Below are 18,930 nucleotides of genomic sequence, written 5' to 3'. Positions count from 1 at the left end.
GAGCAGCCGTCCCTTATCCGGGGCGGCTCTCGCTTCCTATTTCTTGAATAGGCCTTTTAAAACGAAAGCAATATTGGCCGGTCTCTCCGCAAGGCGGCGCATGAAATATCCATACCAATCCGTACCATAAGGAACATATACCCTTACCTTATATCCTTCTTCAGCAAGCTCAAGCTGCTTTTCATTGCGTATGCCATATAACATTTGAAATTCAAATTGGTCATGGGGAATCCCCTGATCTTTGACCAAGTCCCTCGTATAATCAATGATTTTATCATCATGTGTGGCAACGGCTGTATAATTGCCATTCAGCAAATGCTGCTTGATAATTTTCTTGAAATTCTCATCCACATCTTTTTTCTCTGGAAAAGCCACTTCCCTTGGTTCTTTATAAGCTCCTTTAACAAGTCTTAGATTCGGATGGTATGCATCCAGCTCCTCAATATCCTTCTCAGTCCGATACAAATAAGCTTGGATTACGGTCCCCAATTCATTATATTCAGACTTTAGGTTTTTGAATACAACCAAAGTTGGCTGACAGCGCGGAAAATCCTCCATATCAAGCGTCACGAAAACCTGATGGGCTTTAGCTTCATCCAAAATCCTCCGCATGTTATTCATTACGACTCGTTCGGACACATCCAAGCCCATCGAGGTCAACTTCAGGGATAACTGTGAATCCAGTTGATTTCTGCCAATCATGCGAATCGCTTCGATACACTCATCTGCCATCTTCCCTGCTTCATGTTCATCTTCAATGAATTCACCTAAATAATCAAGGGTAACAGCAAGCCCTTTCCGGTTTAGATCTGAAATCACACCAGATGCCATATTCAATGATTCTCCTGCCACGAAACGAGATGCACCAAACCGCAGCCCGTATTTTTTCGCTGCCTTTGTCATGCTTTTGTTCTTTGATAAAAAAAGAAATAGATTTTTCAATATTCCTTCCATCTGCATTCCCCTCCAAATCATTTTGGAAAATAGATGCACAAGATTATTTTACCATTTAATTCATTTTTCAGATATTTAGAATCAAGAATAAATAAATTTCATTAAGGGAAAATTAAGTTCGTTTAAAGAACACTTAAGGAGGTAGAATGATGGAACAGCAAAATTCGTTTAACAGCCAACAGCAGTCCACCGGCTTTATGAAGCAGCCGCCGGAAATGGTTTCGGTGAAAGATAGCTTATACTTAACCGATATGCTTGCATGGAATCTGAATGCGATTAAAAAAGCACATTTTTTTGCCACACAATGCAAGGACCCGCAAATCATTGATGCATTAAATCGGTGCGGTCTCATGCATCAACGCCATTACGATACCATTTTGAAACATTTGAACCCGAACCAAATTCAGGGTCAACAACAATACCAGTAAAGGAGGGTTCTTGATGCCCAATGAAAACAAAGTCCAAAATCCAGAATCTCCTGTAGCAAAGACACCGCAAATGAATGACAGGGATTTTATAAATGATATGCTTACAACTGAAAAGTACTTTTGTAACTCCTTTTCCGTTGCCTTGCATGAAATGAGTAACCAAGCATTATTCCAAGACATTTTCTCCGTATCAAAAGAAAATCAGGAGATGCAGCGTGAGCTCTATAACCTTATGTTCGAAAAAGGCTGGTATAGTTTAGAAAAGGCGCAAGCTACCAGCTTAGGCCAATCGTACCAACAATTTTCCGGATATAAAAATCAATTTCCTTCTGGATCGAACATTCAATAAGTAAACATTCAGGGGGCAGATTCTGCTCCTTTTGTTTTTTTGCAACAAATAAAGCCGGCCCATGGTGGGCCGGCTTTCCATTTAGATATCCGTTGAAAACATATACTTCTTATAGTGATACCGAATGCTGAATATTAAGCCCATGGCCATCATGTTCCCCATTAGCGAGCTTCCTCCATAACTGACAAATGGAAGCGGAATCCCCGTAATCGGTAAAAGGCCTACAGTCATGCCGATATTCTGAAAAACATGAAACGTCAACATGCTTATAACGCCGACACAGATATATGTATAGAAGTTATTTTTCGTGTCCATTCCCGTTTTTGTAATATGGTAAATCAATAGGAAAAACAAGGAAATAATGATGCTAGATCCGATGAAGCCGAATTCTTCACCGATGATACTGAAGATGAAATCCGAATGACTCTCAGGCAAATACACTTCCCTCGAACCGATTCCCTTGCCTGTGGTCTGGCCGGAGCCGATAGCCAGTAATGATTTGGTTAAGTGATATCCTTCGGAGCTGGCATAATTATATGGATCCAGCCAAGAATAGATACGGCCGAATTGATAAGATTTTACCCCTAAGTATTTTTCCAGGATTTCCGGCTTCCAAAGGACGAAGTATAGGACCGCTGAAGCGACGACAATTCCTCCCGAAACGATTGGCAGCAGGATCTTCCATGATACCCCTGATATGAAAATCATTCCGAGCATGATTGACATGATGACAAGCGAGGTACCCAAATCCGGCTGTTGCATGATTAACAATAAGGGGGCACCAGTCACAAGACCGATTTTAATAAGTAGCCACATATCCGATTGAATTGTTTTCAGCGTGTTTTTGAGATGATGGTTTGAGATGACATTCGCTAAAGCCAGGATCAGGAAAACCTTCATGAATTCCGATGGCTGAATCGAACCGATTCCCGGAATGATGAACCAACTTTTCGCACCATTCCGGACAGGAACGATGGTATCTGGCATAATGATCAGCAAAAAAAGCAAAAACAATCCGAAGCCATAGGCATACCAAGAGATTTTTTTCAGCTGATCCGAATCCAGGGTGATGAACCCTAATACGATTCCAATTCCCACTATATACCAAAAAATTTGTTTAATTAAGAAGTTTTCAGCGTACTGTCCAGTCGTTTGGGCACTATAGATTGCTAAGCAACTTCCAACGCATAATAACAGCAATATTGTGACCAAAGAAAAATCTATTCGTGATGAAAATTTATTTTGTTCTTCCATACTTAACTCTCCCTTAAAAAGGCTCCTGCTATACATCTATAAATACACTTATTCATTATACTTTAAACAAATAAAATCACAACTATATAGAAGAATAGTTTACAGGCTTCACGGAGTTATTTCCATGAAGCCTGTAGGCAGGGGGAGTTATGCATGTGATTCCTTTGATTTTCTCCGTTTCAGCAATCTGCTGACCAATCCATGGCTTGGGGAAAAGAGAAAGGCCAATCCGAATAATATGGCGGCCGATCCCACCATGCAACCGGATATCGAAGCATCCATAATGGTAGCTGAATAATAACCGATGATGGAACTTAGCACCCCGACCCCGATACTGACCAATATCATGCGGCTTAAACGGTCTGACAGCAGATAAGCCGTTGCCGCAGGTATGATGAGCATTCCAACTACTAAAATGGAACCTACACTATCAAAAGAAGCTACAGTTGTCATTGAAATGAGGCTCATCAATAAGTAATGAAAGAACAGTACAGGAATTCCCATTGCAGCCGCAAGTGATGGATCAAAGGATACGAGTTTAAACTGTTTGAAGAAAAGGAAAATCAGGATGAGGTTCAGGATGAAGCAACCGCCGACGATCCAAACAGCTTTTGGTCCAGCCTCGATTCCCGCGATGGTCATCGTGTTCCAGGGAGTATAGGCTATTTCGCCATAAAGGACATGTTCCAGGTCAAAATCTATTTGTTGCGTATACAAGCTCACGAGTACGATCCCCATTGCAAAAAGGGAAGTGAATACAATCCCGATCGCTGCGTCAGATTGAACGCCCGACGATTGGAACAGCTGGATTAAAAATACTGTTAGTAAACCTAGAGCAGCTGCCCCGATCAGCATTGGAACCGAGTCACGAGTCCCGGTTATTAAAAATGCCAATACGATTCCCGGCAAAACGGAATGACTGATGGCATCCCCTATCAACGTCATTTTCCTGACTATCAAAAAGCATCCTAATACACTGCAAGAACTCGCCACCAATGCTCCGACTAAAATAATCCAAAAATCATTCATGATGAGTGTCTCCTTTTCCTTCTATCCTGTTCGAGAGAATATTTCCTTTTTGTCGATACCCTTCTCCATACAGATGAAAGCACTCCGCGTTTAGGTGCAAAAAGCATGGAAAAGAAAAACCATACCGTCGCGGATAAGACAATTAAAGGTCCTGTTGGCAAATCATTCACTGAGGTACTGATCAACGTTCCAGACACACCGCTCAACATTCCGAATACACCGGACAGGATGACCATGATATGCAGCCGCTCCGTCCAATACCTCGCAGAAACGGCTGGCGTGATTAGTAAAGATGCCATCAATACGACGCCTACAGCCTGGATACCGATCACTACAGCTGCCACGATCAGCATCATGATGAAATAATCCAGAAAAACAACCGGCAATCCCATCCCCTTGGCAAACCCAGGGTCAAAGGATAGTAATTTGAATTCTTTAAAAAACACGGTACAAGTGAAAATGAGTATAAAGGAAACCGTCATCATCATATATACATCGGACATGACCATTGAAGCCGTCTGCCCGAATAAAAAGGTATCTAATCCACTCTGGTTTCCATACTCGCTCTGCTGAATCTGTGTAAGCATGACAATTCCGAAGCCAAAGAAGGAAGATAAGACGATTCCCAAGGCCGCATCCTGCTTGATCTTACTGTATCGCGTTAGCACACTGATTAAGAAAACAGCCACTAAGCCAGACAGGGCAGCTCCTATAAGAAAATAGGAAGTGGATTTCACTCCAGTTAAAATAAAGGCGACACAGATACCTGGTAACGCTGCATGTGCGAGTGTGTCGCCAAGCAAAGACTGCTTTCTGAGGTAGGCAAAACTGCCGATGACCCCACTGCTTAATCCAAGGAACATCGTGCCCAGCAAAATCCACCTTGTATTTGGATCAGTAATAATATCCAGTATATTCATCGTGTACACCTCATTTTAATAACAGGCCGGACCTTGTGTCTGATAGTATCGCTAGGCGGCCTCCATATGTTGCCTGTAAGTATTCGGGAATGAAAACTTCTTCTGTCGGACCTATTTTCATCACCTTTTTATTCAATAACATCGTCCAGTCGAAATATTCCTTCACGGTGGAAAGATCATGGTGCACAACCAGAACGGTTTTGCCTTTTTCCTTCAATTCCATCAGCAATTGTATGATTGCTTTCTCTGTTGCGGCATCCACCCCTACGAACGGTTCATCCATAAAATAAATATCCGCTTCCTGTGCCAATGCACGGGCCAGGAATATCCTTTGCTGCTGCCCGCCTGATAGCTGGCTGATTTGGCGGTTAGCGTATTCAGCCATCCCCACCTTATCAAGGCACTCCATCCCCTTCTGCTTTTCGGCCTTCCCTGGTCGCTTCAGCCATCCGAGATGACCATACCTGCCCATCATCACGACATCGAGTGCGTTGGTCGGAAAATCCCAATCCACTGACTCCCGCTGCGGTACATAGCCGATACTCTTCCTCATCGATTTATAAGTAGATCCCTTTATTGTGATTTCCCCCGATATTTTTGGAATCAATTCGAGTATTCCCTTTATCAAGGTGGATTTCCCTGCTCCATTGGGGCCAATGATACCAATTAAATTCCCTTCAGGCACCTCAAATGAGACATCTTCAACAACCGGTTTCTTATGATAAGCAATCGTTAAATTCTCGACCTTTAAAGCTGATTGATACATTTTTTCTCCCCCTTATTTCAAAGCACGGACGATGGTGTCGGTATTATGACGGACCATTCCGATATACGTTCCTTCTTCCGTCCCTCTTTCACCCATTGCATCCGAGAATAATTCACCGCCAATTTCCACTTTGTGGCCCTGCTTCTCGGCACCTTGAATCACAGCCTCGATAGCCTTCCTTGGCACGCTAGACTCAATGAAAATCGCTTTTATTTTGTTCTCTACAAGATAATTCCGCATATCGGTCACATCTTTTGATCCATATTCCGATAATGTATTGATCCCTTGAAGCCCTCTTACGTCCAGACCATATGACTGGCCGAAGTATCCAAAAGCATCATGTGCTGTAACGAGCACCCGTTGATCTTCTGGTATTTCATTTATTTCATCTTGAACATATTTATCAAGTTCCTCCAACTGCAGTACGTACTCTTCATAATTTTTACGATAACTTGATTCATGGTCCGGATCGGTGGCAATCAACTCTTTCTTAACTGCTTCCGCCGCTACTATCCAAAGCTTTACATCAAACCATACGTGGGGATCATGTTCCGTCGCACTAACTTTTCGAAGTTGGTCCTCCTTGAAATCCTCCGTTACGGCAATCGTCGGTTTATCCTTGCTCATCATTTCAAATATATCCGTCATTTTCCCCTCAAGATGCACACCGTTATAAAAAATCATATCAGCCGAATCCAGTGTCTTCACATCACCCTGTGTTGCTTTATATAGATGGGGGTCGACTCCCGGTCCCATTAAACTTGTGACCTCTACATGTTTACCGCCGATATTCTCAACCAAGTCCCCAATCATTCCCGTTGTTGCAACGACATTCAACTTGCTATTACCTTTATCACTTTCGGCCGCGTCATTGCCGCACCCCGTTAAAATCAGCAATGCAGCAAGCACGCCCCCAATAGATTTTAGAAAACCCATCCATATTCCCTCCCTTTTTCATCTTTCTAAAAATGTTTGCCATGTGCAAAATTAAGCATAAATTTTTTTACATTGTCGCAAATGCTAAAAAGTTTCCTCTACACAACTTATTTTATACTATACACAAGTATACGGAAAAAGTGCAACTATTTTTCATAAAGCAGATAAATCATTTTATTATAAATACCCAAAAATAACTTCGGGATCTGAGTTCAGCGAATGACTTTACAAACAGCAAAAAACTGTCCGGAATATCACGTGGACCTTCCGGACAGTCAGTCATTTATATGAAGAAAAGTTCTTCCTTCCGTAACATGAAACGTAAACGATGAAGTTATATTTATATTGTGGAGTTTTAATGGTGAAAATAAACTAGAGGGTCTATTTCGATTGTTTATGGCGGGAAAACGTGAAATTCACGAGTAAATGCATGGATTTCACGAGTAAAGTGTCAAAATTCACGAGTAAATGCATGGATTTCACGAGTAAAGTGTCAAAATTCACGAGTAAATGCGCGTATTTCACGAGTAAAGTGTCAAAATTCACGAGTAAATGCAGTATTCACGAGTAATTCCTTATTATTCACTAGGAAAATGGCGAATTTCACGCCTAATGCCGTGGAATTCAGAGTAAATCGCGTAATTCCCGACTGGCATCCGGCATTCCATGTGCGCTGCCACTCATTTTTCCGACTTCAATGAAATTGCCAGGTACGCCAATCCCAATTCGATTCCGCAAAGTATAAACAGGGTAATTAAAGTTTGGACCATCATGATCTCCTCCTCCTCTAAGACTTAAACCAATCTTAAAGGATGAAACCCATACCAGAACAAGACCTTATTTGAAGAAATCTTCAGCAGCCCCACTGTGTTCTCTTGCTATGAAATGGGTTTCATACTGTACAATATAAAAAAAGAAAATACGGTGATTCCATGACAAATATTAAAGAAATTGCTCAAAGTGCTGGTGTATCTGTCTCAACAGTGTCCCGTGTATTGAATGATCATCCTTATGTAAGCCCTGAAAAAAGAGCGAGCGTTTTACAAGCCATTGACCGTTTGAATTATTCGAGAAACATCAACGCCATCCATCTTTCTAAAGGCAAAACAAATCTTATCGGCATCATCATCCCCTTCACCAATCACCCATATTACGGGGCAATCGTTAACGGAATTTCTAAACAGGCGAATGCAATCGGCTGTCATCTAGTCATCTTTCAGACCCATTACGAAAGAGAGAAAGAAATCCAGGCTTTGAATATGCTGCAAATGAAGCAACTCGATGGCATTATCGTTTGTTCAAGAATTTCGGAAATGAAAATCCTCTTGGAGTATCAAAAATATGGACCGATTATCTTATGTGAAGATACAGCCCAGGCTGAATTTTCATCCATCAGCGTTGATCATTATGCAGCTTTCTCTTGTGCGCTTGAATACGTGATTGCTAAAGGTTATCAGAAAATTGGATACAGTCTTGGCCGTAAAAAGAGCAGAAACAGTTCTCTCCGTACAAAGGCTTTTAACGATATCATGAGTAATCATCAACTTATAAACAATAAAGATTGGCTGTTTGAAGGCAGTTATCACATCAAAGACGGTGAACAATTGTTTCAGGATTGGAATTCGATGGTGAATAAACCTGAGGCCATCATCATCACTAATGATGACACGGCGGCAGGCTTCATTCTAACAGCTAAGAAATCTGGCTTGAGGGTACCTGAAGATGTGGCCATTATCGGCTTCAATAATGATAGCCTGAGTGAAATGCTCGAAATCACGACCATTTCCTTACCGCTGGAATGGATTGGGAAAATGGCAGTTGATCTATTCGAGAATCCCGAAGTGGTCAAACATGTAAAACTGGAATACGCCCTTATAAAAAGAAGGAGCGTTTAATAACGCTAAGAATAGCTTTACTTTTGTATCATCAAATCTTCCAGACTTTCTTGAACTAGGAAAAAATAACCACATAAAATAATCATTGCGATATCCATGAGATTATTTTATAATTTTGATATAGTAAAGTTTACTCAATTACTAGCAATCTATTAGCTATTGCATGAATTTCATGAGTATAATCGTCCGTCGTCAATTACAAGATGGCGCAACGATTTAAGAAAATTGAATACTTCCTCATTTACCGATGAGTTAGAGGCTGCAGCTTATAAAAGTAAAACGGACGAGATTCTGGAAAATTAAAGACTCCGTTTGAAAGGATAAGTTGCCGAAGTTTGGGTATATTCCATGTATACCTTGGCTGGCGGTGTTTTCGAACAGGAACATCACTGTCACGTTTTTTCTAAAAGCGTGGGGAGCTATCTTCGGAAGGATAAACGGGTTTATTATAAACAGCCGTCGATCTTTTTCGACTGCTGTTTTTTTATTTTTCGTTCCCTTCCAATAAAAAGGAGTGTAACATCAATTGGCAAATTCACAACAAGCATCAAGCCCTACTGAATTGAAAAGGAGCCTGAAAGCGCGGCACTTGATGATGATTTCATTAGGTGGAACGATTGGAACAGGTTTATTTTTAGCAAGTGGCGGTGCCATTCATTCAGCCGGACCCGGCGGTGCCTTGGTGGCATACGCGATCATCGGCATCATGGTTTATTACTTAATGACAAGTCTTGCAGAAATGGCAGCGTTCATGCCAGTGGCCGGTTCGTTCCGTGTCTATGCATCCAAATTCGTCGATCCGTCTTTCGGTTTTGCGATTGGATGGAACTACTGGTATAACTGGGCAATCACCATTGCCGCTGAATTAGCAGCCGTTGTCTTAATTATGAAGTTCTGGTTCCCGGATAGTCCTTCCTTTATCTGGAGTGCCATTGCGTTAATCACAATGTTTCTTATCAATTACATGTCCGTTAAAGGTTTTGGGGAAACGGAATTCTGGTTTGCCATGATCAAAGTCGTGACGGTCGTCATATTCTTGATCACTGGTGTTTTGATCATCCTCGGAATCATGGGTGGGAAAGACCCAATTGGTTTTTCCAATTTCACAATGGGCGAAGGTCCCTTTAACGGGGGGTTCTTCACGATTCTAGGCGTATTCATGGCAGCTGGCTTTTCTTTCCAAGGAACGGAATTGCTTGGAGTGACGGCTGGTGAAAGTGAGGATCCGGAAAAAAATATCCCTAAAGCGATCAGATCCGTTTTCTGGCGCATCATCTTATTCTATATCCTTGCAATTTTTGTAATTGGAATGATCATACCGTTTACGGATTCACGTTTATTGAGTGAAGATGTTGCCGTAAGTCCATTCACGCTTGTATTTGAACGTGCGGGCCTTGCATTTGCCGCATCCATCATGAACGCGATCATTTTATCATCCGTACTCTCTGCCGGTAACTCTGGCATGTACGCTTCAACCCGTATGCTATGGGACTTGGCACGTGATGGGAAAGCACCGAAATTCCTTGGCAAGTTAGATAAAAGAGGAGTACCAGTGAATGCACTTATCGTGACTTCCTTAGTTGGCTGCGTTGCATTCTTAGCTTCATTTTTCGGAGATGGTGTTGTTTATATCTGGTTATTGAATGCTTCAGGCATGGCCGGATTCGTCACCTGGGTCGGGATTGCGATTGCCCATTATCGGTTCCGCAAAGCCTACGTAGCTCAAGGCCTTGATATGAATGCTTTACCATACCGGGCCAAAGGCTTCCCATTCGGACCTATATTCGCACTTGTCCTTTGTATCATCATTATCATTGGACAAGGCTATCAAGCCTTCAGCAGCAATGGGATCGATTGGAATTCAATGTTCGTTTCCTACATTGGCTTGATTCTATTTTTCGTCCTATGGTTCAGCTATAAAATTAAGCATAAAACGAAAATCATTCCCCTTGAGGAATGTGACCTTAAATCCAAATAATACGTAAAAGGACCTGCTCTTCTCTAAACGGGGAAGAACAGGTCCTTTTTTCATTTCAAATGATAAACACGACATTCATATGGACGCAGAGGTTTGGTGGAGATTCCTTCTTCTTCCTGATCATAATTACCGATCAGCCTTGTAGCAGAATATGCATGCAGCTCTTCAGGCAAAGAATAGGAGGCCGGCTCCTCTTTAAAGTTGCATAGCACTAGCAGCTTTTCTTCTTCCAACGTTCTCGTATAGGCAAATATTCGTTCATCATCTGGACAGAGCAGTTCAAAACGGCCATAAACGACGATTTCATGATCCTTGCGTATTTGGATAAGCCTTTTATAAAAATGAAAAATGGAATTCGGATCATTGTAGGCTTTTTCCGCATTGATCTCGGGAAAATTGGGATTAACCTTAATCCAAGGACTCCCATTTGTGAATCCTGCGTTCCGGGAGTCATTCCACTGAATCGGTGTCCTCGCATTATCCCTGCTGCGGGCGTGAACGGCTGACATCATCCGCTCTTTTGACCAGCCACGCGAATTGACGAGTTCGTCATATGAATTCAACGTTTCAATATCCCGGTATTCATCGATGCTTTCAAATGCAACATTGGTCATGCCCAACTCTTCCCCTTGATATATATAAGGAGTCCCCTGAAGCATATGAAGACAAGCGGCAAGCATCTTTGCGCTTTCAATACGATACTTTCCATCATTTCCAAACCTTGAGACAACCCGGGGCTGATCATGATTGTTCCAGTATAAACTGTTCCAGCCATCCCCCTCCAAACCAGTCTGCCACTTGGAAAGAATTCGCTTTAAATCGCTTAGCTTCCACTTATCGTTACTCCATTTCCCTTCTGGTCCGCACCCCAAATCCATATGTTCGAATTGAAAGACCATATGTAGCTCACCACGATCTTTACCTGTGAACAATTGTGCTTCCTCCGGTGTGACGCCTGGCATCTCCCCAACGGTAATCACGTCATATCGAGAAAGTGCCCGTTGATTGATTTCCTGTAAAAAATCATGTATGCGCGGTCCATTCAGGAAAAAGGGGCTTCCATCACCATACTGCTTCTCATGATGAACGGATCCATCTGAATAGCTCTGATCTTTTGAAAGGAAGTTGATGACATCCATCCGAAATCCATCGACACCCTTATCCAGCCACCAAGTCATCATGCTGTAGATTTCTTCACGGAGCTTAGGGTTCTCCCAGTTTAAATCAGGTTGTTTCTTGCTGAATAAATGTAAATAATATTCATCCGTTCCTTCATCATATTCCCATGCCGAACCTTTAAAAATGGACTCCCAATTATTTGGCTCTTTCCCATTCCTTCCATGTTTCCAAATATAATAATCACGCTTTGGATTATCTTTTGAGGATCGGGATTCCTTGAACCACGTATGTTCATCTGAAGAATGGTTGACCACCAGATCCATCATGATCTTCATCCCACGTTCATGCACCGCCTTCAGCAACCTATCAAAATCAGCCATTGTCCCGAATTCAGTCATGATTGATCGATAATCACTGATATCGTACCCATTGTCATCATTGGGAGATTGATAAATGGGGGATAGCCATATCACGTTCACACCCAGCTCTTGTAAATAATCGAGTTTCATCAAGATCCCGTTTAAATCCCCTATCCCATCTCCATCACTATCCATAAAACTCCTTGGATACACTTGGTATACAACTGCCTCTTTCCACCATGCTTTGTCCATGCCTTTCCTCCCCTCTTTAAACGCATTGACATAATCATTACACCAATACCCTATTATAAAGGGAGAAACTTCAGAATATTCTTATTTTATTCCGCAATTCCGGTTTGAATCATTTCAATGTCCAAATCCACCTCGATGGGAATATGGGGATATGCCTCCTCCCAATGTTTTTGATCGAAATTTCTTGTTTTACTTTTAGCGTGATTACCGAGTGCAATCGGATCTATATTGTTTTCCTGAAACATGGTTACCATCTCATTTAATTTATTACCAATGACATGTTCAGCCCTGGCCTCTATTTTATTCAGGGCGACCCCTTTGCCCAAGTCATAACCTTGGACCTCTAGCAAACCCGCTTTTAGTTTCACTTTAATCCTGACTTTCGGGTCTTGATTTACATTCGAGAAATCATAATGGACACGTGACTCCACGTTATTGATATCTGTATAGTCATTTTCCTTCCATTTAATTTCATAATTCCCCAGCTTAAAGTTTTCACTGAGGACTTTGAATAAAAACCCATCCTCATAAGGGATATATTTACCAATATACCTATCCCTTTTAAACAGGGCGATCCCTTTTACCCGTATTTGGTCTTCTGCTGTTTCCAATAAGGGCAGGACCGGATCGATCCCATTACCATGACACGCATATAAATACCTGTGCAAATCTACATCAGGCAAATTAGTCCGGATATTCTGTTCAATCAGTTCTTTTACTTGAACCCCTGGAGTTTTAATCAACTTCGGCTCCATTTTAACTACATCCTCAGCTTTACCATGAACGATCGCTAAATACAAATCCCGTCCCACCATCGGATCACGCCGATATGTATCGACGTAATCATTCAACCCATCACCCGCCAATTCTTCACCATAGAGAATGACTGACAGCCTCCCGCCGACAATCGGGAATGGTGTCTTTGCATTTTCTTGCTGGCGGGCCGCCTTTATATCATGGGAGATCGATTCATATACTTCATTACCTAGATCTGCTTCCTCACCGGGCTGAGGAACGCTGACAACGACCGTACCTTTGATTTTTTTGTCTCCGGCATCATCATAACCTACGACTTCAGCAATTAAAATATCTTCTAATATTTGCTTTTCCACACCGCACGCCGTCATCAAGAAACAAGCTAATGTAATCATAAGGAGTTTGATTTTCATGATTTATCCCCCCTAACTTTATAAACGATCGACTGCCATATGAATAAGAGAGGAAGATAAAAATAAATGATATAAAAGCCTATTTGCGAACTGATCGTGTTAAACCTATCGATTCTATAGCGGTTATCCAAAAAAAGGCAGGAAGCTAAAATGATAAGCAGGATGAAAACCAACATCTTTTTCTGTCTGAATCCAAATGCTCTTTTCGCTGTTCTGCTTGCTGCCCAAACCCCTAAACAAACATTCGGCAGCACCATGAACAGCCAAACGGAAATCCCTATGTATTCGAACCTTTCAATGAATGGAAGGTCGACAATTTTCCATAACGTCAAAGTTGCCCATATTACATCTTTCAGCTGATCTTGATGATAGTAGGCTAATGAAACAATAATGAACATTAAATATATCGACATAGTAAACAACACCCCTAAGTGGGCCCACTTTTGAGAGTGTTCACGCTTTTTAATGAATGGATAATAAATCAGGAGTAATTCAAAACCAAGGTAATTCAGGGTCATTTTCTTACAGGCCTTCATGATTTCCAAAAAAGAATGATCAAGAAAAGGACCCAAATTTTCAAAGTGGGCGTACTTCAATGGAAAATAATTCAAAAGGAATAATGGTGATCCAATAATAAGCCCGATTATACAAAAACCAGTTATGACCCTGAACCCTCCCGTCACAAAACTATACAGGAGAATAAGAATGAAGGTTAATAGCATCAGGACATTGACACCAGGGAACATCCAAACCTGAATGACCTCTAAATAAGTCCTGATAAGTATGATGGAAATCATTATGAAGTAGAGGATGAATAAAATATTGAAAGCATTTCCTACCCATTTACCAAACAAATCTTTATGGATGGCAATCAAATCAAGTGTTTGGGGTCCCCTGCCTAAAAGCTTGAAACACATCCAAAGCAGAACATTTATGATTAACCCTGAAATTATGATTGATATCCATGCGTCTTGGCCAGCCTCTTTCGCTATGACCCGTTCAAACCCCAATACCCCTACGCCAATCTGCATGCCGGGCATAAGGAAAAAAATAAAAAATGGGGATATTTGTTTAGTTTCATTTGGTTTGACTTCCATACCTTCTCACCGCTTTCTACAACTTATTCATCAATATCACTTTGGGATTTTTGAGTATCCGCCTTCTTCCTCATCCTTAGTGGATTTTCCGTCCGCAGAAATTGCGGGCGTTTTTTCTGTTTTGAAAAAGGGAGGCGAATCAGACTATCTTTAAAGTCATGAACCCTTAACGGGTATAGAGGATCTAAATATGGACTGCCAAGCGAAGTCAATTTCAATAAGTGACTTAAAATGAATGCACTGCATAAAGCTATTCCAAACAGTCCGTATAACTGGGCTGCAATTAGAAAAGGAAAGCGGATAAGGCGAATCGTATTACTGATTTGGTAAATCGGCACCGTAAATGAAGCCAAGGCAGCCAAAGCGACAAGCATCAACAAGACATTACTGACAAATCCCGCTTCCACAGCGGCTGTACCGATGACTATACCGCCAACAATACCGATGGTGGAGCCAACCTTAGCTGGCAGCCTGACCGCTGCTTCCCTGAGCAATTCGATCGTCCCTTCCAGCACGATCGCTTCCAAAATCGGCGGAAAAGGGATCACGCCCCTGGATGATATTAAGATGGGCAGCAAATCAGTTGGAATCACCTGATAATGATACGTTAAAACGGCAACATACAGAGGTGATGACAAAACGGAAAACAGCACTGCGAAAAGCCGAATCAAACGGAATGAAGTACCGAGATTCCAAATTTGAAAATAATCTTCAAATGACGAAAAGAACGAAATGATGGTATTGGGACCAACTAATACATGAGGAGATCCATCCAGCATGATCCCTATTTTCCCTTCCGATAATACACTGGCCAGATGATCGGGCCGCTCCGTATCAATCAGTTGCGGAAACATCGAATTCCGATTATCCGTGATCATCTGACTTACAAACGAAATATCGACGATCGTATCATATTCTATATCTTCTATTCTCTGCATGACTGTATTAATGATCTGTTGATTTACTATCCCATCTATGTAAAGAACGGCTAACCTTGTTTGCGAGATGCTCCCGACCCGAAATTCCTTGGACTGCAATTCAGGAGTGGGCAAACGGTTACGGATCAGATTCAAATTCGAATCAAGCGATTCAACAAAGGCCTCCTTGGACCCAACGACCGTATACTCCGACTCGGGTGTGGAAATTTGCCTTTTCACACTATGAACACATGGAATCAACAAGCACATTTCTTCATCTTTCCTGTATTGAATCATGACCGACCCGGCCAAAACCAACCTTTGAATGTCATTTAAATCAGCCGTCAATTTCATATCTTCCATCGGAATTTCGCCTTTTAATTGCTTAAGATCCTTCTTTGGTTGATTCGAAATGGCAGTCAGTACATGTTCATGGAGCTGTTGTTCACTAACCAGTGAATTGAAATAGGAGATGGTATAGTCGTCTTCATTCGGGTATTGGAAGGTAAGAAAATCATTAGATGCTTCAAACTTTTTAAGAAGTTCCTGAAAATCCTTGGAAGAATCCTGAAAGGTTGCTGCATCCTTATCCTTCCTGTCCTTAAAAAACCTCACTATTCCACCCCTCCCATTACCTGTACTTAGTTTTTTTAGTGTAACCACCCTCTATAAAGTTAGTCATGATTCACCTAAATCCTTTAAATAGGAAAAGACCTATCCGGAATTCACCGGATAAGTCTTTTCATCTTAATTCATTAACGTTACCAATTATCTTGGGCTTGGAAAAATCCGTGTTACAAGTTCACGGAACTCTTCAGCAAATCCTGCAACGGGTTTTCCATTCTCGATATCATTTGCATACCCTTTCATTCTTTGAACAAAGTCCGGGTTTGCCGAAACATAAACTTGGTCCACCGATGGATCGGCTCCCCTTACTGCATCAGCAACCCTTTCTTTAAGGTCATTTGGGATATCCTTATCCCCGCCGTCTTTTAATACTGCCCCTACATATGCATTATTTTCAGTCACGATGACATTGGCGTTACTTACTTCCTTCAAAGCTTCGACACGATTTGCGATATCTTCGGAAACCCTCATATCGTTTACACCATTATCATTATTATCATCATTAACATTTTGCCTTGTGTCGCTTACATTCATCGGATTATCTAAATTATCCTGATTGGTACGATTCAGGCCAAGATTTTCACTGGCATCTTCTTTATCATTAGGTGAACAACCTGTAATCACTAAAGCCATCATCGCACTTGATACCATCGCTTTATAATTCATTTTCTTCACTCCTCTAAAATAATTTAATATTAATATTTGCGAGGAGACGATAAATTATTCAGAAGAAGTGACCTTCAAGCCGATAATTCCAACCAAAATAAACCGACGAATACCAAACGCATCGCTAATTTCGTAAAACCCTCGTCATTTTTTAATTCGTGGCCATGACACTTCAAATAATCATTCAATCACGATTTGAACCAAAGCCATCTTTTTCCCTCCAATTACAGAAAAAGCCCGAAAGGTCATGTATCATAACCTCCCGGGCTTTTTTCCCTCCGTTTACGCAGATTCCTCCGCTTTCTCTTGGACCCTACCGGTAAAACCGAGGAATCCTAGAAACTTATTATTTCAAGACTATATCATATACTCCAATTCGATACGCTTATGCTCTGTTTCTAAGCTTCCACTTGTCACCTTTTATTGAAAACCAAATATTTTTGAAGGGCTCCGGTGTTTGTTTAGCAGCATCAACCGTATATTGTACGGCCTCTTTTTTATATTGAACATCTTCAGTGATTCCTTGCTGTGTCATGGCGAGTTGGTCCGTATTAGATTTAATCTGCTCCGTTTTTGCCTGAATGCGTGTAACGGTTTCCGTCACATTATCAATAGTCGGTTTGGAATCCTTAAATGTTTTAAAAGCAAAAAACGCTAAATAGATAATCGATCCGATAAAGAGGGCAAGACTAATATATACAATGACCACCTATGATTCCTCCTTTTATTTTACCTTTACTATACCCGTAATAATTGAGCGGAAAACGAATCCCCATGTATTTTCTTTTATGCCTGGTCATATTATTGAAAGAAAAGGGAGGAATGAAAATGAATCAAATGCCTCTGCTTAAAGCCTGTTTTAAAGCTGGAATACACTTCATTAGACATATGACCATTCAGCAGGCTGCCACAATCGCAGGAATCATTTTTTTAATCATTCATCCAGAAGTTTTTAGCCCCATTTGGATTACATTGGCTACGTCCGTCTTGATTTTGCTCCTGCTTTGAAGATTGTTGAAAACCTCTTTAGCGACCTCCCGCATACTGGTTCCACTAAGGACCGCTTCAATACCCCTGCATTCGAAACAAGAAAACTGAGGGGATATACTGACATTTCCCTCTTGGTGACAATTGGCGAATGAAGTAAACATTAAAAAGTACATACGGGACAAGAAGGCAAAACGCAAAAATATGAAAATACGATATTTCGATATGATCTCCTTATTCAAAACCTTCACCACGATTGAAACCCATAGGCACATTTCTAATATAGGAAGTTTAATCCCCTTTAATAAAACAGGTTAAGTGACCACGTCTATCCATGGATATTACACTTGCTGCCGAAGGGGATTTCCTTATACATTCCTGCCTATAAAGTTTAATCAAACGATTGATTAAACAGGCATCTGCCTTGAAACCCTTTGTGTCAGCAGAACTTCCCTCCCCCTCCATGTTCACCACAATTACCATTTTGCTGATGAAAAGTAAATGGAAAATTACAAATTTTGTGTATAATTAGGATATAATCATATCCCTCAAGGAGGAATCATATCATGGATACTCTCATTCAACAGTTCATGAATTTGCCTACAACGGCCATTTCAGATGCAATGGAAGGATTGAACAATCTGGAATCAGCGATTAAGCCCTTAAAAGAAGAATATCATTTTGCCGGACGTGCTTTAACCGTACAGATGCCCGTCGGTGATAATTCAGCGGTGTTAAAAGCAATCGGCGAAGCAAGTCCCGGGGATATAATAGTCGTTGACAGCAAAGGCGATACATACCGGGCTATTGCAGGAGACTTTGTTGTCGGCATGATGCAGGCAATGGAAATTGGCGCCCTCGTAGTTGATGGTGTCATTCGTGATCTTAAAGCGGTTAAAGATCTGAATTTCCCTGTATTCAGTAAAGGGACGACGGTTGCCTCAAGCGGCAAGGCTGGTGTAGGACAAACCAATATCCCCATTTCCTGTGGAGGTGTCACTGTATTTCCAGGGGACATTATCATAGGGGACATAGATGGAGTCGTGGTCGTGCCACAAGCCATGGGTGAAGAAATCCTGAACAAAGCAAAAGATAAAATCTTAAAGGATGAACGGCGTGCAGAAAAATATGCAGGAAAGCCTGATGAAATAAGAAAGTATATCGCCATGATGACCAACAAAGCATAAATATCCTTTTGCATATAAAAAACAGGCAGGAAGCAATGGCT

19 protein-coding genes and 1 riboswitch are annotated in these 18,930 nt (G+C 41.4%); of the genes, 6 read left to right on the top strand and 13 right to left on the bottom strand.

The window, feature by feature from the left end:
• Positions 1-36: 36 nt before the first annotated feature.
• Positions 37-954 (bottom strand): proline dehydrogenase family protein, encoded by a 918-nt coding sequence (locus QUF94_RS02575; protein WP_289314482.1) that lies wholly within the window; start codon positions 952-954, stop codon positions 37-39.
• A 149-nt stretch (positions 955-1,103) separates the two neighbouring features.
• Between QUF94_RS02575 and QUF94_RS02570 the strand changes: the two genes are divergently transcribed.
• Both QUF94_RS02570 and QUF94_RS02565 read left to right on the top strand, forming a co-directional pair.
• A complete protein-coding gene (locus tag QUF94_RS02570; RefSeq protein ID WP_289314481.1) occupies positions 1,104-1,382 on the top strand; it encodes a hypothetical protein in 279 nt (92 codons plus the stop codon).
• A gap of 13 nt (positions 1,383-1,395) precedes the next feature.
• Positions 1,396-1,731 carry a spore coat protein gene (locus QUF94_RS02565; RefSeq protein WP_289314480.1) on the top strand — a complete coding sequence of 112 codons (336 nt, stop codon included), beginning with the start codon at positions 1,396-1,398 and terminating at the stop codon, positions 1,729-1,731.
• Positions 1,732-1,812: 81 nt separating this feature from the next.
• Here the strand turns inward: QUF94_RS02565 and QUF94_RS02560 are convergent, their stop codons facing one another.
• The 6 genes from QUF94_RS02560 to QUF94_RS02535 form a co-directional block, all read right to left on the bottom strand.
• The gene (locus QUF94_RS02560) at positions 1,813-2,985 is read right to left on the bottom strand and encodes an FtsW/RodA/SpoVE family cell cycle protein (RefSeq protein ID WP_289314479.1); all 1,173 of its coding nucleotides are present in this window, start codon (positions 2,983-2,985) and stop codon (positions 1,813-1,815) included.
• A 147-nt stretch (positions 2,986-3,132) separates the two neighbouring features.
• Positions 3,133-4,014, bottom strand: coding sequence for a metal ABC transporter permease (locus QUF94_RS02555; protein WP_289314478.1), 882 nt, complete (start codon positions 4,012-4,014; stop codon positions 3,133-3,135).
• Positions 4,011-4,934 carry a metal ABC transporter permease gene (locus QUF94_RS02550; RefSeq protein ID WP_289314477.1) on the bottom strand — a complete coding sequence of 308 codons (924 nt, stop codon included), beginning with the start codon at positions 4,932-4,934 and terminating at the stop codon, positions 4,011-4,013. Before QUF94_RS02550 ends, QUF94_RS02555 begins: the two co-directional genes overlap by 4 nt.
• 10 nt (positions 4,935-4,944) lie before the next feature.
• On the bottom strand, positions 4,945-5,700 hold the full coding sequence (locus QUF94_RS02545; RefSeq protein WP_289314476.1) for a metal ABC transporter ATP-binding protein: 756 nt from the start codon (positions 5,698-5,700) through the stop codon (positions 4,945-4,947).
• 12 nt (positions 5,701-5,712) lie between these two features.
• Entirely contained in the window at positions 5,713-6,636 is a 924-nt protein-coding gene (locus tag QUF94_RS02540) for a metal ABC transporter solute-binding protein, Zn/Mn family (RefSeq protein ID WP_289314475.1), read from the bottom strand.
• A 381-nt stretch (positions 6,637-7,017) separates the two neighbouring features.
• Positions 7,018-7,182 carry a hypothetical protein gene (locus QUF94_RS02535; RefSeq protein ID WP_289314474.1) on the bottom strand — a complete coding sequence of 55 codons (165 nt, stop codon included), beginning with the start codon at positions 7,180-7,182 and terminating at the stop codon, positions 7,018-7,020.
• 386 nt (positions 7,183-7,568) lie between these two features.
• Between QUF94_RS02535 and QUF94_RS02530 the strand changes: the two genes are divergently transcribed.
• Both QUF94_RS02530 and QUF94_RS02525 read left to right on the top strand, forming a co-directional pair.
• Positions 7,569-8,531, top strand: a complete 963-nt coding sequence (locus QUF94_RS02530; protein ID WP_289314473.1) for a LacI family DNA-binding transcriptional regulator — start codon at positions 7,569-7,571, stop codon at positions 8,529-8,531.
• A 245-nt stretch (positions 8,532-8,776) separates the two neighbouring features.
• Positions 8,777-8,961, top strand: a riboswitch (Lysine riboswitch).
• 96 nt (positions 8,962-9,057) lie between these two features.
• Entirely contained in the window at positions 9,058-10,509 is a 1,452-nt protein-coding gene (locus QUF94_RS02525; RefSeq protein ID WP_289314472.1) for an amino acid permease, read from the top strand.
• A gap of 50 nt (positions 10,510-10,559) precedes the next feature.
• On the opposite strand, the gene QUF94_RS02520 is transcribed toward QUF94_RS02525, so the two are convergent.
• The 6 genes from QUF94_RS02520 to QUF94_RS02495 form a co-directional block, all read right to left on the bottom strand.
• Entirely contained in the window at positions 10,560-12,239 is a 1,680-nt protein-coding gene (locus QUF94_RS02520) for a glycoside hydrolase family 13 protein (protein WP_289314471.1), read from the bottom strand.
• A gap of 86 nt (positions 12,240-12,325) precedes the next feature.
• Entirely contained in the window at positions 12,326-13,408 is a 1,083-nt protein-coding gene (locus QUF94_RS02515) for a Ger(x)C family spore germination protein (RefSeq protein ID WP_289314470.1), read from the bottom strand.
• Positions 13,405-14,505 (bottom strand): GerAB/ArcD/ProY family transporter, encoded by a 1,101-nt coding sequence (locus tag QUF94_RS02510; RefSeq protein ID WP_289314469.1) that lies wholly within the window; start codon positions 14,503-14,505, stop codon positions 13,405-13,407. The genes QUF94_RS02515 and QUF94_RS02510 overlap by 4 nt, the downstream gene beginning before the upstream one ends.
• A gap of 23 nt (positions 14,506-14,528) precedes the next feature.
• Positions 14,529-16,037 (bottom strand): spore germination protein, encoded by a 1,509-nt coding sequence (locus QUF94_RS02505; protein ID WP_289314468.1) that lies wholly within the window; start codon positions 16,035-16,037, stop codon positions 14,529-14,531.
• Between the two features lie 153 nt (positions 16,038-16,190).
• Complete coding sequence (locus tag QUF94_RS02500) at positions 16,191-16,715, bottom strand: YhcN/YlaJ family sporulation lipoprotein (RefSeq protein ID WP_289314467.1); 525 nt, start codon at positions 16,713-16,715, stop codon at positions 16,191-16,193.
• Positions 16,716-17,100: 385 nt separating this feature from the next.
• Positions 17,101-17,424 carry a DUF948 domain-containing protein gene (locus QUF94_RS02495; protein ID WP_289314466.1) on the bottom strand — a complete coding sequence of 108 codons (324 nt, stop codon included), beginning with the start codon at positions 17,422-17,424 and terminating at the stop codon, positions 17,101-17,103.
• Between the two features lie 119 nt (positions 17,425-17,543).
• Here QUF94_RS02495 and QUF94_RS02490 point away from each other — a divergent pair, with 119 nt between their 5' ends.
• Positions 17,544-17,723 (top strand): hypothetical protein, encoded by a 180-nt coding sequence (locus QUF94_RS02490; protein WP_289314465.1) that lies wholly within the window; start codon positions 17,544-17,546, stop codon positions 17,721-17,723.
• Between the two features lie 545 nt (positions 17,724-18,268).
• Entirely contained in the window at positions 18,269-18,889 is a 621-nt protein-coding gene (locus tag QUF94_RS02485) for an RraA family protein (protein ID WP_289314464.1), read from the top strand.
• Positions 18,890-18,930 lie beyond the last annotated feature (41 nt).

Origin of the sequence: Peribacillus sp. NJ4 (assembly GCF_030348345.1) — a bacterium.
In the GTDB taxonomy this organism is placed as follows: Bacteria; Bacillota; Bacilli; order Bacillales; family DSM-1321; genus Peribacillus.
Note: the sequence above shows the minus strand (reverse complement) of the source record. Positions and strands in the feature narration are given on the sequence as shown.